This is a genomic window from Pseudomonas helleri, assembly GCF_045830615.1.
In the GTDB taxonomy this organism is placed as follows: Bacteria; Pseudomonadota; Gammaproteobacteria; order Pseudomonadales; family Pseudomonadaceae; genus Aquipseudomonas; species Aquipseudomonas helleri.
In genome coordinates, this window is sequence record NZ_CP174501.1 from 3,973,560 (window position 1) to 3,999,491 (window position 25,932).

Annotated in this window: 27 protein-coding genes; 14 read left to right on the forward strand and 13 right to left on the reverse strand. The window is 54.2% G+C overall.

Annotation, left to right across the window (positions count from 1 at the left end; translation table 11 throughout):
* Positions 1–545: 545 nt before the first annotated feature.
* The 6 genes from ACJJU9_RS17875 (at position 546) to ACJJU9_RS17900 (ending at position 9,474) form a co-directional block, all read left to right on the forward strand.
* On the forward strand, positions 546–3,419 hold the full coding sequence (locus ACJJU9_RS17875) for a ribonucleoside-diphosphate reductase subunit alpha (protein WP_048370638.1): 2,874 nt from the start codon (positions 546–548) through the stop codon (positions 3,417–3,419).
* 72 nt (positions 3,420–3,491) lie between these two features.
* Entirely contained in the window at positions 3,492–4,790 is a 1,299-nt protein-coding gene (locus ACJJU9_RS17880; RefSeq protein WP_407729139.1) for a tyrosine-type recombinase/integrase, read from the forward strand.
* A gap of 1 nt (position 4,791) precedes the next feature.
* Positions 4,792–6,258, forward strand: coding sequence for a hypothetical protein (locus tag ACJJU9_RS17885; protein WP_407729140.1), 1,467 nt, complete (start codon positions 4,792–4,794; stop codon positions 6,256–6,258).
* A 1-nt stretch (position 6,259) separates the two neighbouring features.
* Complete coding sequence (locus ACJJU9_RS17890; protein WP_407729141.1) at positions 6,260–8,377, forward strand: hypothetical protein; 2,118 nt, start codon at positions 6,260–6,262, stop codon at positions 8,375–8,377.
* The gene (locus tag ACJJU9_RS17895; protein ID WP_407729142.1) at positions 8,377–8,784 is read left to right on the forward strand and encodes a hypothetical protein; all 408 of its coding nucleotides are present in this window, start codon (positions 8,377–8,379) and stop codon (positions 8,782–8,784) included. The genes ACJJU9_RS17890 and ACJJU9_RS17895 overlap by 1 nt, the downstream gene beginning before the upstream one ends.
* Before the next feature lie 147 nt (positions 8,785–8,931).
* Positions 8,932–9,474: a hypothetical protein gene (locus ACJJU9_RS17900; RefSeq protein WP_407729143.1), complete on the forward strand. Its 543-nt coding sequence runs from the start codon at positions 8,932–8,934 to the stop codon at positions 9,472–9,474.
* A gap of 17 nt (positions 9,475–9,491) precedes the next feature.
* Here ACJJU9_RS17900 and ACJJU9_RS17905 read toward each other — a convergent pair whose 3' ends face one another.
* Positions 9,492–9,692, reverse strand: coding sequence for a hypothetical protein (locus ACJJU9_RS17905; protein WP_407729144.1), 201 nt, complete (start codon positions 9,690–9,692; stop codon positions 9,492–9,494).
* Between the two features lie 212 nt (positions 9,693–9,904).
* Between ACJJU9_RS17905 and ACJJU9_RS17910 the strand changes: the two genes are divergently transcribed.
* Positions 9,905–10,180, forward strand: a complete 276-nt coding sequence (locus ACJJU9_RS17910; protein WP_407729145.1) for a hypothetical protein — start codon at positions 9,905–9,907, stop codon at positions 10,178–10,180.
* 170 nt (positions 10,181–10,350) lie between these two features.
* On the opposite strand, the gene ACJJU9_RS17915 is transcribed toward ACJJU9_RS17910, so the two are convergent.
* The 4 genes from ACJJU9_RS17915 to ACJJU9_RS17930 form a co-directional block, all read right to left on the reverse strand.
* The gene (locus tag ACJJU9_RS17915; protein ID WP_081673703.1) at positions 10,351–10,779 is read right to left on the reverse strand and encodes an N-acetyltransferase; all 429 of its coding nucleotides are present in this window, start codon (positions 10,777–10,779) and stop codon (positions 10,351–10,353) included.
* A 53-nt stretch (positions 10,780–10,832) separates the two neighbouring features.
* Complete coding sequence (gene tnpC, locus ACJJU9_RS17920; protein ID WP_407729146.1) at positions 10,833–12,365, reverse strand: IS66 family transposase; 1,533 nt, start codon at positions 12,363–12,365, stop codon at positions 10,833–10,835.
* Positions 12,366–12,428: 63 nt separating this feature from the next.
* Entirely contained in the window at positions 12,429–12,764 is a 336-nt protein-coding gene (gene tnpB / locus ACJJU9_RS17925) for an IS66 family insertion sequence element accessory protein TnpB (RefSeq protein WP_407729147.1), read from the reverse strand.
* Positions 12,761–13,093, reverse strand: a complete 333-nt coding sequence (locus ACJJU9_RS17930) for a transposase (protein ID WP_407729148.1) — start codon at positions 13,091–13,093, stop codon at positions 12,761–12,763. Before ACJJU9_RS17930 ends, tnpB (ACJJU9_RS17925) begins: the two co-directional genes overlap by 4 nt.
* On the opposite strand from ACJJU9_RS17930, the gene tnpA reads away from it, so the two are divergent.
* The 3 genes from tnpA to tnpC (ACJJU9_RS17945) are packed head-to-tail and all read left to right on the forward strand — an operon-like array spanning position 13,092 to position 15,317.
* Complete coding sequence (gene tnpA, locus ACJJU9_RS17935; protein WP_098950582.1) at positions 13,092–13,409, forward strand: IS66-like element accessory protein TnpA; 318 nt, start codon at positions 13,092–13,094, stop codon at positions 13,407–13,409. The two genes, ACJJU9_RS17930 and tnpA, sit on opposite strands and share 2 nt — an antisense overlap.
* The gene (gene tnpB / locus ACJJU9_RS17940; protein WP_177009613.1) at positions 13,406–13,741 is read left to right on the forward strand and encodes an IS66 family insertion sequence element accessory protein TnpB; all 336 of its coding nucleotides are present in this window, start codon (positions 13,406–13,408) and stop codon (positions 13,739–13,741) included. Before tnpA ends, tnpB (ACJJU9_RS17940) begins: the two co-directional genes overlap by 4 nt.
* Positions 13,742–13,790: 49 nt before the next feature.
* Positions 13,791–15,317 carry an IS66 family transposase gene (gene tnpC / locus ACJJU9_RS17945; protein ID WP_407729149.1) on the forward strand — a complete coding sequence of 509 codons (1,527 nt, stop codon included), beginning with the start codon at positions 13,791–13,793 and terminating at the stop codon, positions 15,315–15,317.
* 83 nt (positions 15,318–15,400) lie between these two features.
* On the opposite strand, the gene ACJJU9_RS17950 is transcribed toward tnpC (ACJJU9_RS17945), so the two are convergent.
* The 5 genes from ACJJU9_RS17950 to ACJJU9_RS17970 form a co-directional block, all read right to left on the reverse strand.
* Positions 15,401–15,931 (reverse strand): glyoxalase superfamily protein, encoded by a 531-nt coding sequence (locus ACJJU9_RS17950; RefSeq protein WP_145187290.1) that lies wholly within the window; start codon positions 15,929–15,931, stop codon positions 15,401–15,403.
* A gap of 673 nt (positions 15,932–16,604) precedes the next feature.
* On the reverse strand, positions 16,605–17,171 hold the full coding sequence (locus tag ACJJU9_RS17955; protein ID WP_407729150.1) for a hypothetical protein: 567 nt from the start codon (positions 17,169–17,171) through the stop codon (positions 16,605–16,607).
* 359 nt (positions 17,172–17,530) lie between these two features.
* On the reverse strand, positions 17,531–19,126 hold the full coding sequence (locus tag ACJJU9_RS17960; RefSeq protein WP_407729151.1) for a histidine kinase famiy protein: 1,596 nt from the start codon (positions 19,124–19,126) through the stop codon (positions 17,531–17,533).
* Positions 19,127–19,184: 58 nt separating this feature from the next.
* On the reverse strand, positions 19,185–19,469 hold the full coding sequence (locus tag ACJJU9_RS17965; RefSeq protein WP_407729152.1) for a response regulator: 285 nt from the start codon (positions 19,467–19,469) through the stop codon (positions 19,185–19,187).
* Between the two features lie 312 nt (positions 19,470–19,781).
* On the reverse strand, positions 19,782–20,228 hold the full coding sequence (locus tag ACJJU9_RS17970; protein WP_093125494.1) for a helix-turn-helix domain-containing protein: 447 nt from the start codon (positions 20,226–20,228) through the stop codon (positions 19,782–19,784).
* Positions 20,229–20,324: 96 nt separating this feature from the next.
* On the opposite strand from ACJJU9_RS17970, the gene ACJJU9_RS17975 reads away from it, so the two are divergent.
* The gene (locus tag ACJJU9_RS17975) at positions 20,325–21,281 is read left to right on the forward strand and encodes an aromatic alcohol reductase (RefSeq protein ID WP_407729153.1); all 957 of its coding nucleotides are present in this window, start codon (positions 20,325–20,327) and stop codon (positions 21,279–21,281) included.
* Positions 21,282–21,406: 125 nt separating this feature from the next.
* Here the strand turns inward: ACJJU9_RS17975 and ACJJU9_RS17980 are convergent, their stop codons facing one another.
* The 3 genes from ACJJU9_RS17980 to ACJJU9_RS17990 form a co-directional block, all read right to left on the reverse strand.
* Positions 21,407–21,871, reverse strand: a complete 465-nt coding sequence (locus tag ACJJU9_RS17980) for a hypothetical protein (protein ID WP_407729154.1) — start codon at positions 21,869–21,871, stop codon at positions 21,407–21,409.
* Between the two features lie 52 nt (positions 21,872–21,923).
* Positions 21,924–22,325, reverse strand: a complete 402-nt coding sequence (locus ACJJU9_RS17985; RefSeq protein WP_407729155.1) for a hypothetical protein — start codon at positions 22,323–22,325, stop codon at positions 21,924–21,926.
* A gap of 254 nt (positions 22,326–22,579) precedes the next feature.
* Positions 22,580–23,131, reverse strand: a complete 552-nt coding sequence (locus tag ACJJU9_RS17990; RefSeq protein WP_407729156.1) for a hypothetical protein — start codon at positions 23,129–23,131, stop codon at positions 22,580–22,582.
* 280 nt (positions 23,132–23,411) lie between these two features.
* Here ACJJU9_RS17990 and ACJJU9_RS17995 point away from each other — a divergent pair, with 280 nt between their 5' ends.
* The 3 genes from ACJJU9_RS17995 (at position 23,412) to ACJJU9_RS18005 (ending at position 25,857) form a co-directional block, all read left to right on the forward strand.
* Positions 23,412–23,879, forward strand: a complete 468-nt coding sequence (locus tag ACJJU9_RS17995; RefSeq protein ID WP_407729157.1) for a helix-turn-helix domain-containing protein — start codon at positions 23,412–23,414, stop codon at positions 23,877–23,879.
* A gap of 168 nt (positions 23,880–24,047) precedes the next feature.
* Complete coding sequence (locus tag ACJJU9_RS18000) at positions 24,048–24,368, forward strand: hypothetical protein (protein ID WP_221609607.1); 321 nt, start codon at positions 24,048–24,050, stop codon at positions 24,366–24,368.
* Between the two features lie 1,012 nt (positions 24,369–25,380).
* Positions 25,381–25,857 (forward strand): hypothetical protein, encoded by a 477-nt coding sequence (locus ACJJU9_RS18005; protein WP_407729158.1) that lies wholly within the window; start codon positions 25,381–25,383, stop codon positions 25,855–25,857.
* Positions 25,858–25,932 lie beyond the last annotated feature (75 nt).

A 25,932-nucleotide genomic window follows, 5' to 3' on the forward strand; every position in this document is an offset into this window, starting at 1 on the left:
GGCTCGATTGGGTGCTGAAAAATTCAGTGACAAGCGGTTCAATCCAGCGTCTATGCGGCCTACATGGTTTATCAACCCTTCATACACACTTTACGCACAGAGTTATCCACAGGCCGTACATTGCACAGCGCCACTAAAACGCATATCTTGTATCTGTCGCGCCAAAAACACCTACATATAGGGTTTTAGGCCAATAACCCAACACAACTCAGACGAGAATTTCAAGCCCTTTTCTCGCGCCTGTCGGGTTAAACCAAACGCAGTTCTCAAAGTCCAAACCGCTCATGCGGATGGCAACCGTTTTCCGGCTCCACAGCAGGAAAGCGGCCCGGGTGTTGCAGTAAAAATACTGTCACCCACGAGGAATACGGTTTGAGGCTGCACGCACAGACCAAGACTTCGGCACGGAAGCGGCTTAACCCCCCCTTTCTGTACGTCCCGAGGTTGTTATGCCCGGTTCATGATCGGTTGTAGTGCTTCAGGACGGAACGGTGGGCCCCCAAAAGGAGCCCAAATAAACATAGAGAATGTGGAGACACCCCCCCATGCAAACCGACACAGCTCGCGAGAACTCGCAGGGTTCCGATTCAAATCTGGATCTGTCTGCGACCGCGCCAGGCCAATTGCGCGTGATCAAACGTAACGGAACCGTGGTTCCTTACACCGACGACAAGATCACCGTCGCCATCACCAAAGCGTTTCTCGCAGTTGAAGGTGGCAATGCTGCTGCCTCGTCACGAATCCACGACACCGTTGCGCGCCTGACTGAACAAGTCACCGCGACCTTCAAGCGTCGCATGCCATCGGGTGGCACCATCCACATCGAAGAAATCCAGGACCAGGTTGAACTGGCTCTGATGCGCGCCGGCGAGCAAAAAGTCGCGCGTGACTACGTGATCTACCGCGACTCGCGCGCCAAAGAACGCGCCACTCGCGCTCCGGCCGAAAGCGCCGTGGTTGCTCACCCGACCATCCGCATCACCCGCGCCGACGGCACGTTCGCGCCACTGGACATGGCCCGCCTGAACACCATCGTCAGCGAAGCCTGCGAAGGCCTGGCAGAAGTCGACGGCGACCTGATCCAGCGCGAAACCCTGAAAAACCTGTACGACGGCGTGGCCCTGAGCGACGTCAACACCGCCCTGGTGATGACCGCCCGTACCCTGGTTGAGCGCGAGCCCAACTACTCGTTCGTAACCGCCCGCCTGCTGATGGACACCCTGCGCGGTGAAGGCCTGGGCTTCCTGAACGTTGCCGAAAGCGCTACCCACCACGAAATGGCCGACCTGTACGCCAAGGCGCTGCCGGCTTACATCGCCAAAGGTATCGAATTCGACCTGCTGAACCCGGTGCTGGCCACCTTTGACCTGGAAAAACTGGGCAAGGCGATCAACCACGAGCGCGATCAGCAATTCACCTACCTGGGCCTGCAAACCCTGTACGACCGTTACTTCATCCACAAGGATGGCGTGCGTTTCGAACTGCCGCAGATCTTCTTCATGCGCGTGGCCATGGGCCTGGCGATCGAAGAGAAGCAAAAAGAAGACCGCGCGATCGAGTTCTACAACCTGTTGTCGTCGTTCGACTACATGGCCTCGACCCCGACCCTGTTTAACGCCGGTACTCAGCGTCCTCAGCTGTCCAGCTGCTACCTGACCACCGTGCCGGACGACCTGTCGGGCATCTACCACGCGATCCACGACAACGCCATGTTGTCCAAATTCGCTGGCGGCCTGGGCAACGACTGGACCCCGGTTCGTGCTTTGGGTTCGTGGATCAAAGGCACCAACGGCAAGTCCCAGGGCGTGGTTCCGTTCCTCAAGGTTGTGAACGACACCGCCGTCGCCGTCAACCAGGGTGGCAAGCGCAAAGGCGCTGTCTGTGCCTACCTGGAAACCTGGCACATGGACATCGAAGAGTTCATCGAGCTGCGTAAGAACACCGGTGATGACCGTCGTCGTACCCACGACATGAACACCGCCAACTGGATCCCTGACCTGTTCATGAAGCGCGTCTTCGATGACGGCAAGTGGACCCTGTTCTCGCCGTCCGAAGTACCGGACCTGCACGACCTGACCGGCAAAGCCTTCGAAGAGCGTTACGAGTACTACGAAGCCCTGACCGAGTACCCGGGCAAGGTCAAACTGTTCAAGACCATCCAGGCCAAAGACCTGTGGCGCAAAATGCTGTCCATGCTGTTTGAAACCGGCCACCCGTGGCTGACCTTCAAAGACCCGTGCAACCTGCGCAGCCCGCAGCAGCACGTGGGCGTGGTTCACAGCTCGAACCTGTGCACCGAGATCACCTTGAACACCAACAAGGACGAGATCGCTGTATGTAACCTGGGTTCGATCAACCTGCCAAACCACATCGTGGACGGCAAGCTGGATACCGCCAAGCTCAAGCGCACCATCGACGTCGCCGTGCGCATGCTCGACAACGTGATCGACATCAACTACTACTCGGTGCCGCAAGCGCGCAACTCGAACTTCAAGCACCGCCCGGTCGGCCTGGGGATCATGGGCTTCCAGGACGCGCTGTACCTGCAGCACATCCCTTACGCCTCGCAAGCCGCTGTTGAGTTTGCCGACAAGTCGATGGAAGCGGTCAGCTACTACGCGATCCAGGCGTCCTGCGACCTGGCTGACGAGCGTGGCGCTTACGAGACGTTCCAGGGTTCGCTGTGGTCCAAAGGCGTATTGCCACTGGATTCGCAACAGATCCTGATCGAGCAGCGTGGCCAGAAGTACATCGACGTTGACCTGAACGAATCCCTGGACTGGGCACCGGTTCGCGCCCGTGTACAAAAAGGTATTCGTAACTCCAACATCATGGCCATCGCACCGACCGCCACCATCGCCAACATCACTGGCGTGTCGCAGTCGATCGAACCGACGTATCAAAACCTGTACGTGAAATCCAACCTGTCGGGCGAATTCACCGTGATCAACCCGTACCTGGTTCGCGACCTCAAGGCTCGCGGTCTGTGGGATTCGGTCATGATCAACGACCTGAAGTACTACGACGGTTCCGTGCAGCAGATCGAACGCATCCCGCAAGAGCTCAAAGAGCTGTATGCCACTGCGTTTGAAGTCGACACCAAGTGGATCGTTGACGCGGCCAGCCGTCGTCAGAAGTGGATCGACCAGGCTCAGTCGCTGAACCTGTACATCGCCGGCGCATCGGGCAAGAAACTCGACGTCACCTACCGCATGGCCTGGTACCGTGGTTTGAAAACCACCTACTACCTCCGTGCCCTGGCGGCGACCAGCACCGAGAAGTCCACCGTTAACACGGGCAAGCTCAACGCAGTATCGAGCGGCAAAAACAGTGAAGACGTAGCAGCAGCGCCTGCTGGCCCGGCTCCCGTGCCAAAAGCCTGCGCGATTGACGAGCCGGATTGCGAAGCTTGCCAATGAAATTCAGGTAGGGAAAAACGTATACATTAATCTATAAAACACTAAGAACCCCCTGATAATAAAGGGGGTTTTTTGTTTACAGAAAAAAATCACCTACCTATACTCCTCGCCCTGCTATCACAGGTTCAGGGAACGTATACATTGAAAGCCTTCCGAATAAAATCCTTCACCGCCACTGATGGCCTGCCCATGGCTGTACTTGTGGATGAGGACGGCTTCCCTCCCTTCCTACCCAACGTCTACGCGACTGTAAGATACCGTGACAGGGGCGCAGCCCTCACAACCACTGAGAAAGTCCTGCGCGCCATCGGGATGGCCTACCTATGGGCTCACTGTCGCGAGATCGACATCCACACGGCGCTTACCTCAGAAACGTTCCTGACGCTTGAGCAGTGCGAAGACCTGGCCAACTTCCTGAGAATGAGCCGGGCGGGGCAGGATGCAGAAGTGAAAGAATCAGCCACTGCGAAGCCACAGAAGATCATTCGACTCGAACACGTGCGCGGCAGGATGGCGGTAGCTCAATCGCACGATCATGCCTCTGCAGCTGAAGGTGGCTACAGGATCCAGACGATTGCCAAGTTTCTTGACCACCATCACGAACGCCTCTGCAACCAAGTGCTGGCAAAGAATCGCGAGAGCCTAAAGGACGCCCGAGAGAAGGCGATACGCCGACTCCGCTCCCTAGCCCCAAGAGCAGGCAATCCGACGCAGGGAGACCCAGTAGAGGGTCTTCCTGAAGACATGATGATCGACCTGGAGGAGATCTTCACTCCAAGATCGACAGAAAACCCCTTCAAAGAGGGTTTTATCCAGACTAGAAACTTTCTGATGTACAGGATTTTCTCGGATAACGGCATGCGTAGGAACGAACTAAGACATGTTCGCGTTGACGACATCGACTACGCTCGCAAACGCGTGAAAGTGAGAGTTACGAAGACACGTCCCAGAGACTTGGTCATCTCGCAGAAAACCGCAGATGTCTTCCGCGATTTCGTCAGAGACTATTGGAGCACTCTTCCTCCACGTAAGCGTGCACATGGCTACCTATTCATCACTCGCTCTGGTGATCAGATATCCCTATCGGCTATTAATCTCATATTCCAAGTTGGGCGTGATAGCTCGGAACTCGTGTCGGATTATTTCGCTCCACACGCCATGCGAAGGACGTGGAACGACCGACTGAGCCGAAAAATCGATGCAATGCCGCCCGAGAAGCGCATCTCTGCAGAAGAAGAAAAGAAAATCCGAAACTATAACAACGGATGGTCGGCCAACTCTAATCTTTCCTCTAGGTATGCTGCAAGATCAATCAGAGAGAAAGCCGACAGGATTGCAGAAGAATTAGCGAATGATATTGCAGGTAAATAACATGATGGAACCAGCAACCCAGATCGTGCTTGATCTCATTCCTCAAAATGAGACAAGCAGCACGGCCAAGTCAGTGGTACTCCTAGACGGTCGTGTAGTAACCGTGAAGCCTGGAGAAAAATTATATATCAAAGATAGGGATGGTAAGGCGTGCCCGATTCACCTCGACCAGCTTGATGCCAAAAACCCATTACACCTAAGTATCTTCAGCTGCATAACAGGGACTCTATCGACCCACAGCCTTTCCTACAACAACACAATAACTAGGGCGCTTAAGTCATGGTTATCTCTGGACGCCATGAAAGATCGCGCGACTGCCGACCTGAAAGCCATCGGCTCAATTCTTGACATCAGCTCATCATATCGAGCTTTCCTTATCCCGCTTTTGAGGCGAATTAAAGCTCAGGGTTTTCCTGGACTTACCGAAGAAACTTCTGACTTCCTTGAAAATGATCACAAGTGGGAGCAAAAAGGCGGCGGATCTTACTACACGCTAATCACGAACGACCCAGAAAGGGGAGCGCTAACGAATCAAGAGCTGCATAACATTCACCTCGCTCTAAATGAAGGCTATGCAAGCAAACAAATTTCCCTCTACGCCTTTACTCTGTGCTGGTTTTTTATTGGAACTGGAGTTCGCCCAGTCCAAGCTTGCCGAATGAAACGAAGCGATGTAATTATACATGATCGAGCCGGCATGGAAGTTACGCTTAGAATCCCTTTAGCTAAGGGTGAGGGTCTAGCTACCAATGAGTATTGGATCAGAAAAGCACCAACAGTATTAGCAGAGTGCTTAATTACTTACCTAGACTCATACAAAAACAACTTTTCGTCCGGCGAAGCTCCGTTATTTGAAGGTTCACCTTCCGTAATTAGCCACTTAGTAACCGATACTCTGTCAGCACTTCCGACATATTCGGAGCGACTGGAAGCCTCGATTCATATTACGCCATACCGATTTCGTTACACCATGGCCACTCGCGCTTTGGCACAAGGTGCATCCGATGCGGAAGTAGCTAGGCTGCTCACTCACCGGAGCACCTCATGCATCAAGTTCTACAGAGCTTCAATGCCGCAACTTCAGAAGCCAATCAGGCATGCGATTGGTAAAGAGATGGATTACTTCGCTAGCGCCTTCAAGGGGCGTCTGATTGAGCATCTCGATGAAGCTAGCCGTGCAGGAGATGGCGAATGCGTTATTGCTGACTATCTACGGTTGACTGGCGAGACGCTGGGCGCTTGCGGAACTCGCGCTGAATGCCACCAGCACGCCCCTATCGCCTGCCTGTCATGCCCATATTTTGAACCCTTAATTAATGCTCCTTGGGAAACGCTGATGGTCACGTTGATTGAGGATCAAAAAGTTGAAACCGAGCCACGTATCCAGCAGATCAATCACAATGCTATGGCAGCTATTCAGCAGATTATTACAGTGCGCGATAGTAGGATGACTGAGGCAGTGTCTTGACATGGGTGAGCTAGTACATTTCGCAGGCAAGGCCGAATTGGCGGCAAGCGCCAACCTTGAAAACTTTATTCTTCATGCCAAAGCTAATATTCCGTTCACCCATGTGATTTGGGATGAAAATAGCTGGGACATTACCAGCTTCAATATTGGTAAAAACCAAGGGCGAAAGAAAGATATCGCTCATTTTAAATGCATGAGAGACCCTTCAAAAAGCAAGTCCATTGTCGAAATACCATTTGAGCGCCCATTTCTAGATTTCGCAAAATCGGCTTTCAGTGAAATCATGCGACGCTTTCAGCTTAAAGAATTTAAACGTTATCTCTACGCAATGCAGGCGGTAGAGCAGGCTCTATTGAATGCTGGCAGGAATGCATGCGTAACTGCGCTAGACGCCACTGTATTAGACGATGCGGCACAGTTGCTACGTGAGCGCTTCAAAGATGCTTGGAGTACCGGGCGCTGCCTGGAGCGTCTACTAACCCAAATCATTGCGCCCGCCAAGCTAACACCAATGTTTATTGAGTGGGTTTCTCCGATACCTTACAAACAGCCAATCCGGACGGATCGTGTTGCTCCAAAAAATAACGATAAGGTTGTTGGCCGCCTGCCTAGCGTACAAACAATTCTCGATCTCGCAGATATTCACCATACGAGTGACCATATCCCGGATCGAGTCGTTACAGCGTTTGTTACACTAGCAATGTTCGCCCCCAGCCGGGGATCTGAGATCCTGTCGCTCCCACTGAACTGCATACGTCATGTTCAGAGCGACGAAGGCACGATGATGGGACTGGCGTGGGATCCGGCAAAGAATGGAATGCCGCTTACTAAGTTCGCCGCATCGGAGAAGTTCGAAAGATTGGTGACAGAAACTGTCGATTTCTTACTTGACCTGGGAATATCCGCCAGAAAGGCTGCATTGTGGTACGCACAGAACCCTGGACGGCTTTACCTACCACCCGAACTTGAAAACATAAGGGGGAAGCCTATTACCCTTTACGAAGCATCCAAAATCTTAGGCAAAAAAACCGAGATCCATTCCAGCCACGCCGTTAGGTACGGTTTGGTGAGGACAGGGGGAAAAACAAGCGAACCTTCACGTGTAAACGATCTAAAGGCCCGTGGCGCTGCACTCTTCGAATTTTCGTCACTCGAAAGCTTTGTGCTCAAAAAACTTCCTGAGATCTTTCCCGTCCTAGATGGATCGACTGGTTTGAAATGGCAGGACGCACTATTCGTACTACCAGAGAATGTGCTGAACCCTACCGCAGAGTCGCTTTTCAATGTTCCCGCAGTCTTCAGTATTAATCAGATAAATAACCAACTGGGCTCCAATCCAAACGGTGTTACCATTTTTTCTAGGAACGGGAAAACGAACCGTGACGGCAGTCCAATGACTATCACGACTCATGGTTTCCGACACCTACTAAACACCCTTGCGCAGAGCAAGCACCTAAGCCAATCGCTGATTGCCTTTTGGTCGGGACGCAAAGATGTCCGGCAGAATGCGTGGTACGACCATGTACCTCAAGAGGCATTCATCGAAGCCTATCTCAGACTTGGCGACAACGTCGGAGGTTTATCCTCAGGAGAAGCACTGGGCGATAAACTGCACGCTCTGATTGCCAGCCATGGGCTGACAGAACGGGAAGCGATGGGCATTGAGCTAGGCGCAATCAGCATGACGCGCTATGGCCTCTGTAAACATGACTATGCCTTGACGCCATGCCCTCTAGATAAAGACTGCGTAAATTGTTCCGAGCATGTATTCGTGAAGGGTGACAGTCGCCATAAGGCAGAGGCTGAGTTTCAATTCAAAATGCACAAAAACGCTGTCGCTGCTGCCTCAGCAGCGCTAGCAAGCGGCGAACCGGGGGCCTCACGCTGGCTCAAGCAGAACCAACCAAGAATGGAGCGTTGGGCTTTGGTACTTGAGAAAATGAATGATCGGACTATTCCTGATGGAACCATGATCACGCTCCCTCCACCAGAGAACACACAATCCAAAACCGGCTTGGCTCATGCCGTTCGAATGATCACAACAGACAGTAAACAGCAGCAGGAGTCTTATTCTGCCGACGAAGCTGAAGCCGCTCTGCTGTCTTTGGAGTTCTTTTAATGGGCGCGCCGAAGATGACCGATGCGATGATCAATCAATCGGTAAATATACTAGATGGATGGGCAGGAAAGCTCACTTGGGATTTATACTTAGAGACTTTGGCCGTAGATGTAGGTCATCGATACACCAAAGCAGCAATGCTGAGACATGATCGAATTAAAGATGCCTGGAATCATGCGAAAGAGCGGTGCAGGAGTTCAGATGAGGGTTCATCCAAGTCTCCCGAAATAGCACTCATGGAAACTCGGAACAAAGAACTGGAAGAACGCGTACAACGCCTTACGCGCGAAAACAACAGGTTGCTTGAGCAATTTGTACGCTGGGCTCATAACGCCACTCGACGGGGAATGAGCTTTGAGGATTTAGAGCGACCTTTGCCGTACGTCAAAACCAAAGATCTATCCTGAATACAGGTCTTCTGAGAGGTAAGCGTAGGCCGCAGGAGACAGCTGTCTGTGTTGCTGAATACCTCGATTCGCTAGCATTCGAGTCAGAAAGCTTTGAGTACAATGCTCGTGAGATACTTCGGGCTACCGTACTGCTGGAGACACGCATTGAAGCTGATCTCGATTTTTTGGAACCTCATCAGCCCCGACCGCCGCCCTGACCATGAGAAAGCTCTTGAACGCGAGTTCATCAGGGCAGCGAACACCCTCAAAACCCTCAGGGTGACCCCTGAGGGCGGCATGTCCATCGATCCAGAAGAGCTCCGTGAACAGATTGTCTCCGCACGCGAGCAGTTGAAGCACCTCGTGCACAACCCTGGAACGCGTAGTGAGCCGTGCCAAGCAGTCTCAGCTACCGAGGTGGCCAAGGAGGCTGAGCCTTCTTCTGAGGAGCTGCAGGACTCCATAGAGGTTGTGGCTTGGCGTCGACTTCCCAGCGGCGCTGCTGTGCGCTATGTATGCCTTCAATCCACGCATACCGGTAGATATGCCGTAGCTATGGCCAGCATGTTCTCCAGCGCGTTGGAGCCCCTTCCTACTTGGATCGACGGCAATACCAACAGACAGGTTGCTAACGCCCTACAGGGTTCTGAACTCCACTGGTACGCGACTGTGAATAAAGCCATGGATGCCTGGGACGCAGAGCTCTGAAGGTCGTACAGGTGTTACTAACACCAAGGGCCCCAAGTAGGCGGATCTTCGACGATTTCGATTGAGATGCTGAGTTCACGCTGCATGCGCTCGAAGACCCTGTTGAGCGTCGGATGGGCATTGGACTCTCTAAGTGTTGTCACCAAGAGCAATAGCTCTCGGCCTTGAGCCAACGGCATCTGGATGTCGCAGTAGACTGTGTCGTCATCGTCTGTCATTCCAATCGAAAATCCTCGTAGGATGGTATTCGCTTCTCGCTTATCGACCTGGCGTTGGGGCGTGCCCCTTCGGGGGTGGGCTGTCGTGCACCGAGCCTGCGTCTCGGCCCTTCGGGCTTCCATCCCGCACGCCTGCGCGCTCCGCTTGCCCACGTAGAGCGGCCTCTGCACACTACTCGGTACTCCGAACTACTCATCAAGGATGATCCAGCATGCCCGAAACGCAAACCCCGCCAGAGACTGCCCAATGGTTCGCAATGCTCGGCCTGGGCGATGCTCCCCACTACAGCGTCATCTCCATGACGCTGAGCAACGAACCCATCGAGCATTGGTTTTACAAGCGAAATAAATTGAGACCTGAGAGTCTGAAGCTCGAGTTGCTCGTTCCTTCCACGGGGGGCTGGCGGGTCGACCTGGCAAGGCATGACAAGCTGTTCCGGGCTCAATGGCGTCACGGCGTAAGCGTGCGGCGAACTCACCTTGAGTAAGTCAGGCCGATACTTGCCGGCACTGATGCTGCAGCAACTGCTCCCTCTCGCTGGCCGGCTGCGTTGGCAGCCGCGTCAGCAAACCTTTGAGCCAGTAGGCATATAGATCATGCCCAGTGATGTGAGCCAAATGGATCAGACTATCGATCCTCGCCGCCCAACCGAGTTGTTCAGTTGTAACTCCAGCGCATTGTAAGCTCCTGCTGCCCCGTAACTGGATCATGCGACTCAGCAACAGTTGAAAAACCGCCAGCCTGATAAAATGCTATTGCTCGTTCGTTGGCACTATAGACATTCAGTTCAAGAGCCGTACGTAAGCGCTTGGCCTCTTGCAGTAGCTGTCGCCCCAACCCACGCCCTTGGGCGTGAGAACTGACAAACAACGCTTCTAGACGATTCTCATGCAACGACATAAAACCAAGTACACGACCTTCGCCTTCAATTACAAAATTTTCGGCTTGTGGTAGGTAATGGTCGCGCATGGCACCTAATTGCTCCCGCCAGAACGCTTCAGGAATAAAATCATGTGCCTTGATTGAAGCGTCCAGCCACAGATCGAGGACATGGTTAATGTCGCAAGGTTGATAACGCCGGATCATACTGAATTCCTATTTAATGTTGTGTTAGTGTTTGAGCAGCGTACATTGCGCAGCTAAAAGGGCGCCCACTTGTGCGGCAGCAACTGCTCTATCTTGCTGTCCCGCTGTGTCGGCAGCCGCGTCAGCACATCTTTGAGATAGGCATACGGATCATGCCCATTCATGCGCGCCGATTGGATCAGGCTCATGATTGCAGCCGCCCGTTTGCCACTGCGCAACGACCCGGCAAACAGCCAGTTCGAGCGTCCGAGTGCCCATGGCCGTATCTGGTTCTCGACCTGGTTATTGTCGATGGGCACAGCCCCATCTTCCAGGTAGCGCGTCAGCGCTACCCAGCGTTTCAGGCTGTAGTCGAGGGCTTTGGCCGTGGCTGATCCATTGGGCACCAGGTCGCGCTGGGCCAACATCCAGTCATGCAGTGCTTTGCTGATCGGTACCGCCATCTCCTGACGTATTCGCCAACGGTCTTCGTTGCTCATGTCCCGAGCCTGGCGTTCAACCTCGTACAAACCGCCGATTGAGTGCAGCGCCTGTTCGGCCAGCTGGCTTTTGTTAGCGACATGCAGGTCGAAGAATTTGCGGCGAGCATGAGCCATGCAGCCGATTTCCGTGATGCCTTGTTCAAAACCAGCTTTGTAGCCAGCGAAGTCATCGCAGACCAACTTGCCGCTCCAGGGGCCCAGGAAGTTACGCGCATGTTCGCCGGCACGGCTTGGGCTGAAGTCATACACCACTGCTTTCAGTGCCGAGAACGGCGTGCTGCTGTAGGCCCAGACGTAGGCCCGATGGGTTTTCTTCTCGCCTGGCGCAAGCATTTGAACCGGTGTTTCGTCAGCGTGAATCACGCCCTGCTTCAGCACCGCTTTACGCAGAGCATCGACCAGTGGTTGGAGTCGCACACCGGTTTGTCCGACCCACTGGGCCAAGGTCGAGCGAGCGATTGCCAGCCCGGCGCGACCAAAGATTTTCTCCTGCCGGTAGAGCGGCAAGTGATCGGCGAACTTGGCCACCATCACGTGGGCCAACAGGCCTGCGGTTGGAATACCTTTGTCAATGACCTGCGCGGGCACTGGCGCCTGAGTCAGAGTTTCGCACTGACGGCAGGCCCACTTGCCACGCACATGTTGCTCGACCGTGAACACGCCTGGCGTGTAATCCAGCTTTTCGCTGACATCTTCGCCGATGCGCTGAAGTTGGCAGCAACAGGAGCACTGGGTGTTTTCTGGCTCGTGATGAATCACGGTGCGCGGAAACTGCGGCGGCAATGGTGCACGTTTGGGCGATTGCCGTGGCTCGGCCTGCGAAACGGGGAGAAGCTGTTTTAGCTCGGCCTCAATAGCTTCAAGGTCTGTGTCGAGCAAGTCATCCAGCAAGCTGCCTTGCGCCGGGCTGATTTGCTCGCTGCGCTTGGCAAATTTGTGACGTTTGAGCAGGGCGATTTCGAACTTGAACTGTTCGATGAGGATTTCATCGTTCTGGATCTTCCTGCTCATCGCCTCGACTTGGGACTGCAACTGCAACGCCTGTGCCGCCAAGGCACGAAGCTGTTCCGGGGTCATCTGGTCGAGGTTGGGCGAGAAAGTCATGCCGCCGATTGTGCCAGAGCAGGCCCGAAACGACTACAAGCAGGCCGGTCAAATGGCAGGCGATTACAGCATGCTGATCACGCCACCCGCGCCGACTCGCTGCCACGGCAACCCCAGTACCAACGCCCGGAGTTGTTCGCTGTCGAGTTCGACCTCGCAGCCGTGGCGAATACCGGGCCAGTGAAACTTGCCTTGATTCAGGCGCCGCGCGGCAAGCCAGACGCCCACGCCATCGTGCACCAAGACTTTCATCCGGTTAGCCCGGCGGTTGGCGAACAGGTAAGCGCAGTGCGGCTTCGCCGCACCGAACACCGCGATCACCCGAGCTAATGCAGTTTCGGTGCCGGCGCGCATATCCATCGGCTCGGTGGCCAGCCAGATCGCATCGATGCGGATCATTGGGCCACAGCCCGGATAAATTGCGCGCAGCCCTCAGGATCCGAGGCTGGCCATTTCACCGTGATCAATTGCCCGGCTACGGGCAACTCAATGATCACTGACGCTTCGGCTGGCCGTTTAGGTGCGGCTTTTAGCGGAACGAATGCCGGTAGTGAAGTCGCTGCGGGCTGGTCTCGATAGAGCGGCATCCATTTGCGGATGACATTGGCATTGATGCCGTGGCTGATGGCGACACTGGACACGGTTGCGCCAGGTTGCAGGCATTCCGTAACCGTCCGGCCAAGGCACCTACCGAACTCCACCATCGCCCTTATCGCTAGGACTTTCATGCGCCAACGAAGCTCTTACCCCAAACCATTCAAAGCCCAGGTCGTCCAGGAATGTCTGCAACCCGGAGCGACGATTTCCAGCGTGGCCATCCATCACGGCATCAACGCTAACGTGATCCGCAAGTGGCTACCTGCTTACCGGGATCAATCGCCTGCAACCTTGCCGGCTTTTGTTCCAGTAAAAGCGGTACCAAGGCGAGCAACAGAAGAGATGGTCACCATCTCGCTGCCTCTGGGTGATAAATCCATCACCGTAAAGTGGCCAGCCTCGGATCCGGACGGCTGCGCGTGTTTTATTCGTGGCCTGGCCCAATGATTCGTGTCGATGCCATCTGGCTCGCCACCGAGCCCATGGACATGCGCGCCGGCACTGAGACCGCGTTGGCCAGAGTGGTCGCGGTGTTCGGTGCGGCGAAGCCGCACTGCGCTTACCTCTTTGCCAACCGCCGGGCGAACCGGATGAAAGTCCTGGTGCACGACGGCGTCGGTATCTGGCTGGCGGCGCGGCGCTTGAACCAAGGTAAGTTTCATTGGCCAGGCATCCATCGGGGGACGGAGGTCGAACTCGACCCCGAACAACTTCAGGCACTGGTACTTGGATTGCCCTGGCAACGAGTCGGTGCGGGCGGCGCAATCACATTGCTTTAAACGCTCCTTTCAGCTGTAGCACTCGGGCTGCTTTGGTAAAATCCACGGCATGACTTCCTTGCCCGATCTCGACCAAATGACTCCTGAACAACTGCGCGCACTGGCTGCGCAGTTGATGTCCAAGATCGACACCCAGGACAGAAAGATTCATCGTGATGAGACGATCATCGAGCAACTCACTCACGAAATCGCCATTCTCAAACGCCACAAGTTCGCCAAGCGCAGCGAGCAGATCAGCCCGGCGCAAGGCAGCTTGCTCGATGACCTGCTCAATACCGACCTAGAAGCCATCGAGGCGGAGTTAAAAGCACTTCATCCTGCACCTGCGCAGACAGAACCACGCCAGCAACCCAAGCGTGCACCGTTACCGCCGCAGTTCCCGCGTACCGTGATCCATCACGAGCCAGACAACACCCAATGCACCTGCGGCTGCCAGCTTCAGCGCATCGGCGAAGATGTCAGTGAGAAGCTGGACTACACGCCGGGCGTGTTCACCGTCGAACAGCACGTTCGTGGGAAATGGGCCTGCCGCCAATGCGAAACGCTGATCCAGGCGCCGGTGCCGCCGCAGGTAATCGACAAGGGTATCCCCACGGCGGGCCTGCTGGCCAACGTGATGGTGGCCAAGTTCGCCGACCACCTGCCGCTGTATCGACAGGAAAAGATCTTCGGTCGTGCCGGTCTAGCCATCCCGCGTTCGACACTGGCGCAGTGGGTGGGCCAAACTGGCGTGCAGCTTCAGCCGCTGGTCGATGCGCTGCGCGAAGTGGTGCTGGCCCAGCGTGTGGTTCACGCCGATGAAACGCCGGTAAAAATGCTGGCGCCCGGCGAGAAGAAAACCCACCGTGCCTATGTGTGGGCCTACAGCACGGCGCCGTTTTCGGCACTCAAAGCCGTGGTCTACGACTTCAGCCCCAGCCGTGCCGGCGAACATGCGCGTAACTTCCTGGGCACCTGGAACGGCAAGCTGGTTTGTGACGACTTCGCCGGCTACAAGGCCAGCTTCGAGCTGGGCATCACCGAAATCGGCTGCATGGCCCATGCGCGCCGCAAGTTCTTCGACTTGCATATCGCCAATAAAAGCCAGTTGGCGGAACAGGCTCTTCACTCGATTGGCGGACTGTACGAAGTCGAGCGAAACGCCAAGGAAATGAGCGACGAAGATCGCTGGCGATTACGCCAGGAAACAGCGGTGCCCATCGCCGAAAAACTGCATGAGTGGATGCTGGCCCAACGCGAACTTGTGCCCGAGGGTTCGGCTACGGCCAAGGCTCTGGATTACAGTCTCAAACGCTGGATAGCGCTGACGCGCTACCTGGAAGATGGTGCTGTGCCCATCGACAACAATCAAATCGAGAACCTAATCCGGCCGTGGGCTCTTGGCTGCTCGAATTGGTTGTTCGCAGGCTCGCTACGCAGTGGCAAACGTGCCGCAGCGATCATGAGTTTGATCCAGTCTGCGCGGCTCAATGGGCATGATCCATATGCATACCTGAAGGATGTACTTACACGCCTGCCGACGCAACGGGCGAGTGAGGTTGATCAGTTGTTGCCACATTGGTGGACGCCTACCTAAGCACGTAAGTGGATTTAGGTAGGCGCTATTCCGCTAGCTATAGGATCCGAGACGGATCAGATCCAATCTAGCGTCCAGCGGATTCAGCTTTGGCAGAATCTTATCCGATTACCGAAAGGGTCATAAACCTCCAGAACCTGCCCCCATCCCTGCTGGACAATATCCGGACGACCGTATCCGTACCGTTTGCCAAGTAGCTCATCACGAAGCATTTCGATATTTTGCATCGGAACAAATATCGTCGACCCTGGACTGGCATCACCATGATGTTCGGACAAGTGGAGCTGTAACCCGTTTCGATTGATCCCTAAATACAGCGGTAGATCCGCTTCGAATCGGTGCTCAAACTCGACGCTGAAGCCCAGAAAATCAATATAAAACTCGCGGGCCTTGGTTTCGTCAAATATTCGCAATATGGGAATTGCTTTGTCGAATGTTACAGCGGGTTGAGGATTTTCATCCGGAAGCATCGCTGATGCTACGTTCCAGTCCTTATAGCCCAGTTGCTGTGCCACCAGTTCGAGTGCAACGGAGTGCGACACTTCCTGATTGCGCTTCTCCAACGAAGCACGCAGGCTCTTGGCCATCTGTTTGGCTTTCTGGATTGAAGACATTATTTCTCCTGGAGTCGAAGCATTTTGGTGCTCGCCTTGCCAAACCTCGACCATCAAGAGAGATACGATGTGGTTTGTAAAAATATGCTTTCACCTTTCCTTTACGGAGCGAGCGGCTGGCAGCATCGGCCAGCCCTGATAATACACAACCACTAATAAAGGCGAAAGTTTGTGCCAGCAGGCCGCGTAAAATCACGCAAGGTGGGTTAACCGGGCGCATACGGCATTCCTGAACGACCTGGGCTTTGAATGGTTTCGGATAAGAGCTTCGTTGGCGCATGGAAATCCTGGCGATAAGGGTGATCGCGTCCGCTTAAAAATACGAGGACACCATCGCCCTTAATGCTGGAGTTCGGAAGGTGAGTTCGCTGGACGCTTACGTCACGGCGACGATCTAAGAATTGAGTCTCAGCAACTGCGATATCGAAAGCTTTTGGAGTGGCCGCGCCTGGCGAGCGTCATGGACTTTCCGCAATTGATCGGATCGTTGGAGCGCACCCTTGAGGTAAGTTTCTTGCCGCATGCAGATATAGGCGCGCGCCTGCTAGAGCCTGAGGCGTTGGCCTCCAAACCGGAGCTACGCCAGTGGTTGGCTCCCTGCGCCAGTAACCTCGGTTGGAACTGGAAAGTGCAGTCGGTATAGAGGCGAATCGGCAATCGGCCACTCGCCTTGTTAGAAGGCCTCAAGCCTCGCCTGAATACCGGCGTCACTGGCCATAGCAATCATGATGTCGACGCGGTCGAGATCTACGATGAAGCCTACGTACTCGTCACCGCCGGTATTCAGGTGCAGATAGCGTTTGCCGAACCTGGTCAGCCACTCATCAAACTCGGCCAGCACCTGTACAACGGTCATCCCTTCGCGTAGCTCGTACGGATATGGTTCTTGGATGCCATAGGCCTTGGTCAGGTATGGGGCCAGATGTTCGAAACCATCGAATCCTTTCCAATCTATGGCGAGCAGGATGAGGTGCTCGAGTGATTGTCCTTTGTCAGGATCCAGCAAGCCTTCTGTCAGCGCGCTCGATGGCTCCTCTCCCTGGCCATAGGAACGTATGACTCGTCGAACCAGACGCGCCTGCTCCTTCTCAGGGAGAGGTGTCAGCAGGCTCTGAGTGAAAGCCTTGAGCTCATCGCGGTAAGGATGAAGATCTCGCATGATTGCGGCGTCACTCAATGGCGGCTCATCAGGAGGTTGTTGAGTGAAGCGGCCACCGAATAATCTATCCAGAATTCCCATATATCTCCCTTCCTTTGACTGAAGGCTTGCGCCCTGCCCCATCGATAATCAGCTCTTACCTAGGTTAGAGCATTGAGTGCTACAACAGTTGGCCGTGGCCTGGGGTACGGCTGTCGTGAACCAAGCCGCCAGCAGGCGTCTTGGCCCTTCGGGCTTCCATCCTCACGCGCTCGTATTTGCTTACGAACTACAGTGCCATCCGCGTTATTGGTTGCGCGGTAAGGGGGTACGGAAATGGGAATGGAGCCCTGATTCGACCGAAGGATACTCTCCGGTGACACCTCTATCTTCGCTAGTCGCTGAGCTACTAGGTCATACAATGACCCAGTTACAACGCTGCCCATACACGAGAAATATCTTCAACTGACGCCGTTCGGCCCTATCAGAACCTGACGCACCTTCTTCGCCAAATCGGTTGGTATGTACGGCTTGGAAATGACATCAAGATCTTTTCCACCGGCGTCTGTACGCTCCAGAGAGTTTTCGGAGTAGCCGGTAGTCAGTAATACTTTCAGACTGGGGTACAGCCGTTTTGCCTCACGGGCCAGCATTACCCCGTTCATACCACCCGGCATTATCAGGTCTGTGAACAGTAAGTCGAAATGGTCGGTCTTTAGAAGGCCCAGCGCCTCCTTGCCGTTGTAAGCCAACTCGCACGAGTAGCCATACTCTTCCAGCACCATCCTGGCTAGCTCGGCAACATCAGGTCGGTCTTCCACAATCAGGATCCGCTCATTTCCTAACTGATCATTAACGTGCTCTGCTGGGCCCAATGCATGGAGTTGGCTATCGTCAGCCGGGAAATACATGCGGATTGTTGTTCCGATGCCTTCTTCCGAATAAATGCGCGCAGTCCCACCGGATTGCTTTACGAAACCGTACACCATGGATAAGCCCAAGCCTGAGCCTTTACCTTCGTCCTTGGTGGTGAAAAATGGATCCATCACTCTATCAACAATCGCAGCGGGCATCCCAATACCGTTGTCGGTTATGGCGATGCTGACGTAGCGGCCCGGCATCAGGCCGTCATAAGAGGTTGATCCTAAATCTTGGATAGTTACGTTCTTCGTCTCAACCGTCAGCCTGCGCGCAGAACGAGAGTCCATCGCGTCTCGGGCATTGATGAAAATGTTCAGTAAGGCCACTTCGGTCTGCGTTGTATCGACGCGGCAGTTCCACAGATCTCCCTGCAACGCCAACCTAAGCTCGGTGTCGACAAGAGTACGTTCAGCCATTTCCTGGGAGGAGCCGACGATGTTGTTCAGGTTGACTACACGTCCCTGTAGTTTCTGTTTGCGAGAGAACGCCAGCAATTGCTGCGTCAAGGTTTTAGCCCTCTCAGCCGCATCACGGGCATTTGCCGCGCTGCGCAGAATACGTTGTTGATCGTAATTAGGCTTGTCGGCGGTGCGCTGAATCATGTCCAAGTAGCCGATCATGACTTGCAGCAGATTGTTGAAATCGTGCGCGATACCTCCTGTTAGCTGACCGAGAGCTTCCATCTTCTGCGCCTGCCGCAAACCATCCTCGGCGTCCCGGCGTCGGCTGACATCCAGTTGCGACGCGAAGAAATAGATCAGTTCGCCAGCTTCGTTATATACCGGGGAAATGAAAAGGGCGTTCCAGAAGGAGGATCCGTCCTTCTTGTAATTCACCAGCTCTACCGCCACTTCGGTTTCAGATTCAATGGCGTCCCGTACCTGCATTACAACAAGCGGATCTGTTTCCGGGCCCTGAAGGAAACGGCAATTATGACCAACAATGTCTTCTCGATCATAGCCAGTCATGTCGATAAAGGCGTTGTTCGCAAAAATGATCGGATTGTCTGGTCGTTTGGGATCCGTGACGATCATTGGCATGCGCGTAGTTTCAACTGCGGCAAAGAAGACGTTGTGATCTGAACCGCTAATATCGCCGGTTGAAGTGTTGCTGACGGGTGTCGAGCGGTTCGGCATAAAGATCCTTACTTGAGTTGGTACGCGGCCAGGGCGCGAGCGACATGAGTACGACCGGCTATCTAGGCTGAGGTGCAAGTTTTTTACAGATGGTATGCAACTGCTCAATTTCGAATGGTTTGATCAACCAGTGCACGTTGAGCGAATGCAGTTCTCTTGCTGCAGGATGAAACCCCGAGGCAACGACTATCGGCACCTCTGCATCAGCATCGCGCAGCCGTTTGGCCAGTTCGAGACCATCTATGTGGCCTGGCATCCGTAGATCGGTGATTAGCAAGCGTGGTGGGTAACCGCTTTGCTGAATGAATTGCCAAGCGAGGTCAGCGCTTTCAAACGCACGCACACGTTAGCCGTACATTTCAAGCGCTTCAGTGATGAGCTCCAAGATCAGAGGCTCATCCTCCACAACCAGAATAGAGTCCATAGCATGAGGGTTCGTGAGAATTTTCAGTGGGACAATCGCTGCCGTCCAAAATTCCACTGAGCAGGAATCGCTCGTAGTTTTCAGCTGTCCTCAGGCGATGTACAGCAACGCAGCTGACCTGCAGTGTTCGGCTGCCTTTGCGCGGTAGGCGATGCGGTATTTGCTCCAGGGCTTCTTGGCGCTGGAGAGGAGATCGTAGTGTCTAGCTACTCAGCCATTTTCGCCAGACGCTTATGAATCTAGTGGAATCGAGGTAGGTATTTGCCATGCAGGTTTCTTGTCATCCTGGCTGTCGAAAATCTGCCGGGCCTTGCGGAAATCCTCAGCGTTTTCGACTACCCAAGTCCAGATAGGGGACATACGAACCAGCAGCCCCATACCCAGCGAGGTCAGCTCATACTCGACACGTGGCGGAACCTCACCGAACTCCCGCCGAAGTACCAGGCCATCCCGCTCCATCGAGCGTAGCGTCTTGGTCAACATCCGCTGAGTCACCCCAGTCATCTGCCTTTTTATTTCGGCATGACGCATGGTGCCGTACACCCCCAAGGCGTGCAGGATACCTAGCGACCAGCGGCTGCCTGCGTGAGCAAGCACTTCCCGCCTGACACCATCATCGTCCTCTCTTAGCGTTCTGCAGATTGTCTCTGCCTGGCTAAGAGCCTCCTCATCGGTCACTTCTTTGTCTGGTATCACAGGTGTGCCTTCTTACGAGCGTTGCCTAATCGTGCAAGCATTTGCTCATCTTACAGGCACGAGGTCTCAGGAGAAATCATGACCGAAGTCACCCCATTTCAATCCCAATTCATTCTGGTTTTAGGCGCCGGTGAGCTTGGGCTACCGGTTTTGCGAAATCTTGCGCGGGTAGCAAAACGCGCGCCCGGTTCCACAATCAGCGTCCTGCTTAGAGATTCAACCATCAACAGTGAGGTGCCCGAGAAAAAGATCGAAATCGATGAGCTTCGGGCTCTTGGCATCCAGATGGTGGCCGCAGACCTCGTGAATGACTCAATTGATCAGTTGGCTGAAGTCTTCGCACGTTTCGATACCGTAATAGGCTGTGCAGGCATGGTTGCAGGCCGGGAAACTCCGATGAAGCTGGCCACCGCTGCGCTCAAGTCCGGAGTGAAGCGCTACTTCCCATGGCAGTTTGGCGTCGACTTTGAAGTCATCGGTCGGGGCAGTCCCCAGGATCTGTTCGATGCTCAGCTAGATGTTCGTGAATTGCTTCGTGCACAGGACAAAACTGAATGGGTGATCATCTCTACTGGAATGTTTACCAGTTTCCTATTCGAGCCTGTATTCGGGGTGGTTGATTTCGAAAACGATACCGTGAACGCACTCGGCAGCCTTGAGACCAGCGTGACCCTTACGACTCCAGACGACATCGGCGCATTGACAGCGGAAATCGTTTTCTTCGAACCCCGCTTTCGCAATGAAATAGTTTATCTATCGGGAGACACTGTGACGTACGGAGAGGTCGCCAGCCTCCTTGAACGTGTGCTGGGCCGCCCGTTCAAACGAAACGTGTGGACTGTTCCATACTTGCTTGAGGAATTGGAGAAAGATCCAACGCATCACATCAAGAAGTATCGTGCTGTCTTTGCCCAGGGTAGAGGCGTGGCTTGGCCTAAATCGGGGACTTTCAACGCGCAGCAGTCGATTGAGGTCACGACTGCTGAGCAGTGGGCCCAGGCAAATCTGGCATCACGCACACCAGCGATTAATTGATGGGCGTCAGTCCTTCACTGACGGGCAGGATGACTCGCTCAAGAATACCGAGCGCTCGTGCCAATTCCAGATATTCGACTAGATCACTTGGCCGGACGGTTTCAGATAACCGTCCTCCAAAGTAGTCAAGCTTCGAAAAAAACCCGGCAGGCAAGCATCAAAGCAGACGCATCAGGGAGAGCTCGGTGGATCCTGGTTGTGGGCAGCAGACGATAAATGTCACTGGCAGCCTGCCGGCCCACGAACGATTCCAAAGGCTTCAACTGGAAGGTGGGCGCCAGCTCTGCTGCTTCGTAGAGGACATCGAGCCAAAAAGTATCTTGTGGCGAGTCGCTGCAGAGAATTTGACCTGAAAAAAGCTGGTTCATACGTCTCGCCACACCGACCGGCGCATCACCTTGCTCACGCAGTTGATCCTGACTGAGACCATGCATGTCCTGTGCATCGAAAGACCAGTGCGTCCAGTAACGAGCGGGCTTGATCAGCGAGCTGAAAGAGGTGTCACTCGACACGACAGCTACCTCAATGGGATAGCTGTCCGGTGCTATCCCTGAGGCCTCGAAATCGATAAAGAACGAAGGCCGTTCCATCCTGCTACTCCTGTTTTGAGGTTGCGATTCCAGCTACTCCTAGCCAGTTGCTCTAGCCGCTAGCAGGTTGTGCAGCACGGTGATTTTGCAGATGCTGCATCTCACGCTCCCATTCAGTCAGAAACTTCTCCCAGTCACATGCGTATGGCCCTTCAGGGAGTCGCGTTGATCCGATGGAGGCTTGTAAGAAGCGCTCTCTCCAGGGCTCGGGGATGCCTAGTTCCAAGACTATATCGATGCCGGAGGTGTGGCGTTCCACCGGGACAGAATGACGAGCTTCGTTGAGCTCGAGTGGCTGCTGGGTGGAGGCTGAGATGCCTCGTTCCTGCGCTTCAAGATCGTCAAGGATGGCTAAAACACCGATTGCCAATGAATCACCCGGATGCAGGCTGGCAAGCGCCCAGAGAGCCCTTCGTCTTGTTCTTTCAAGCTCGCTGAGCTCATCACTACTCAATGCAGACTCCTCTGAGTTGGTTCGAAGCTGAGGAGCGATAATGGCGTGCCGCCCCTGGCGGAAGGGCTGTCGTGAATCGAGCCACGGCAGGCCGCGTCTCGACCCTTTGGGCTGACATCCCGCACGCCTGCGCGCTCCGCTTGCTTGATGCTCGCATGGGACGTAGCTCCGACGTTGCGAATCTGGGATTCTTGCTGCGCTTTCTAGCGAGTGGGGCACGATGTTGCACGTACCCCTGCGTACCACCAGGTTGGCTACTTATGAAATTTACTGAAGCGACTCGAAAGTGTCGCAGGCTCGATGCTTTCCCAACCCTCTGGGTTCGCCGTTGCGCTGAGCATCACCTGAGCGCGCCAAAGAAAAAACAGCGCAGCCAAGCTGCCTTCCACTACCGCAAGCACAGTAGCGTTGGAAAACACGTCCGGGTTAGGCCCAAACAGGAGTCCCAGAGCGAACAAAGACGGAACCCACCCAATTACGAACATCGCGCAAAACGCGATAACTGCAAATCCTGTCATAGCGACAGGTACTTTGAATCGCTGGCTAGTATCAAATATTTGCTCACCGCGCTGGTTCAGACCGTAAAGCACTCCATGATTTTTCTCTTTTTTCTTACTCCGGTTGAAAATTCCATAGAGGGTCGCAGGTTCACCTGCTTCTAGCTCTTCGTAGAGCTTGTTGGAGACCTGGAGGTTCGGAATCACCGCGCCATCAATGCTAACCAGGATTTTGTGACCACCATTTATAAGGTTTACAGACCTTACATAGTCGACCTTTCCGGCGAATTTCACACAATCAAACTTCATTACTAACTATCCCTGCCATCGCGAAAAAAAGATCCCATTGATGCCAGGAAGCTGCTTGATGACGACTGCGGGCTGGCTGACGCGGCTCATGGACGTCGGCTCAATGGCGCATCTGATGAGCGTGGTGGTCGCCAGGACTCCTTTGCTATGCCAGTCCTCACATCACGCCACCGTAAACAAACGTCTGCCTGGCAAACAACATGTCACGATAATATCATTATGATCTGTTTATCGGAACACGCCAACCGTGGCTCTATCCTCAGTTTTGGGGGTATGGGTCATGCAACTGAAAGAGGCGCTAGCGGCGGCGTTGCGTGGAGCGCGTGCTCATCAGGGCTTGGACTACGAAGACCTCGCTGGTGCAACACACAGGACGTACGTTGGAATGCTCGAGCAGGGACGAGCGAATCCCACGCTCGAAAAGCTCAACGAGATTGCTGGCTATCTCGGGCTCGACTTATTGACGGTAGTCGCATTGACCGTAGCTGCTCAGGGAGATGAGCCCCCTTCAGAGCTAATGCAGCGTACGGCATTGAAGATCCGGGAGTTTGAAGTGACCGGAGGATGGGCGTTGGTGGTGGAGCAATTCAGTGACGGTAAGCTCATCAGGCGCTCGCAGGGGAAACCCAGGCAGCCCCTGAATTCGGACGCTATCCGGGCCCTGAAAGCACAAGGTCTGGACAGGAAAACAATTGCTGAAAAACTTGGCGTTGCCAGAAGTACAGTCCAAAAATATTGGAATACCTGAGCCGGCAGAACATCAGCGATCCTTGACCCACCCTGGCGCAACCATCCTACTCGACTAACCGTTTCTGCCTGTATTCGCTCATGCAGTTTCTGACACGGTTTTGAGTGGTTGCTCTAACTTCGCAGAGGTAAGGTCTGCCCTCAATCAAAGAAGAGAGCAGGTGTTTTGATGAAAAAAGTCTTAGGCGTAGCTTTGCTGCTAATTGTGGTTGATGCGCAGGCACAGACTGTGGAAGCGGAGATGACAAAGCTGAAGCAGCTTGCCGACAGCTGTATCGCTTCACTTTCCACTCAGAGCTGCGGCGCTACCAATGCCTGTGATGTGTTCAAGAGCTACAGCAGAGAGTTGATGCCGGATGGCCCTGCTGGCTATTACGAGTTGCATGGCCCGGATAAGTCAATGAACCCTCAAAATGGAAAGCTGGTTAGCGAGGCAGTGAAAGCCGCTTCCAAGGCTAATAAGGCTGGAGAAAAGTGCAACCCGACGTAGCTGCTTTTGGATCTCATGGGATTCAGGTAGCCGACAGCAGTCTAGCGCCAGGCAGCTATAAGCCGGTTCCGTCCGTTTACGTAAAGCCCAGGCGCTCGAGCGACTGCTGAAGACAATCTGAGCAAATCGCGGTTTATGGCGCGCCTTATCGGGTCGGCTGTCGTAACCCATGCCATGGCTGACGCCATTTCATGGCCCTTTGGGCTTACATCCTCGCGCCTTTGGCTTACTGGCCTATGCGCTCCGCATCATTCGATGATTTCTGGCGCGAAACGGTATGCGTCCGAGCAGATTAATCAGGACGGGTGAGCGAAAATATGGCGACCATTGGCCGCCATACGTCATCAATCTGGTGTGCGGTACAGACTACTGACACAAACTCCGCAAACCGAACGCCCCCTTTGAGCGCAACTGACCCTCGCTGCAGCTTCCTCCTGACAGGCAAAAGGCGGAACTGTCACCTTCCCATCTAGACCTTTGCTTCGTTCTCCCTTGTCCATTTTCTTGCAGATGGACTTGAGTGCAACCGTGCAAGTCTTGGGTTCGATGGTTTCGTTTAACTCTCCCTCGAACAAATGGTACTCATCAGAGTCCCCATTCTTAAGCAGTGTGTAGACCTTCATTACAACTCCAAAAATAGCAGGATGCCATCATGCTTAGTAGGGTTGTGGGGTTACACCTTCAAGCCTTTGAAATATTCGCTTACAGTCTTGATGCGATGTGTCCCTCTAGCTTCCACGGCGTACGCTTCCTAGTTCAGCGTTAAGCATCCCCGCTGCTATGCTGCTTTTCTTTTTCCGCCTGACTGAGGGGAGCATCATGGCCGGGTACTCGCTACCCGATATTTTCGACCAAAGCCCACTCGCCTGGGGGAAGGCTTAATGGAGTTGACCCTTCATATGGTAGCCCTCGGATGTGCGGGTGTAGGAGCTAGAGTCCGTGGTGCCCTGGAGGCAATCGGCGAGAACTCGGGCCACAAAGAACAGGGCTTGGCATATCTCAATAGGCTCCCATGATTAAGCCGCTCTTAGATTATGACCTCAAACGTGTTTCTCGCCGGCACTACATAACTGGCAAGGCCGCAATCAATTTTCCGTACCCAGGGTGCACCACTGGTGGATGGCATTTCCTTTCTTACTTCGACCGAGATTCGGTCGTTGCAAAGGTGTCGCTTGCAGGGATTCACTATCCAGACACCGATGCGTTTTTTGGCGACACGGGCATCACCGATGTGACCGAACAACTGAGGGAGCGTGGCTGGCTCGTCGAAGACAGAAGACTCTTCATGGCTGACCACTACAGAGCCGCAGCAGACATGGTAGTGAAATGGGCGATCAGTGATTCAAGGCACTGCAACGTGGAGGTCGCCGAATGGTTTTCTTCCCCTGAGGCGAGAAGTCGGCTGCTTGAGTTACTGGATCTTGGCAAGCCCAAGCTTTCGGAACTGGACAGGCTGCAAAAAGTGGAAGCTTGGCTAAGCTCGCAATAGGTGATGACGTCAGGTTGGTCAGGAGGACAGCCTGTAATACGTGCTGAATGAGAGCAATGGATATGCGCAAGAAGT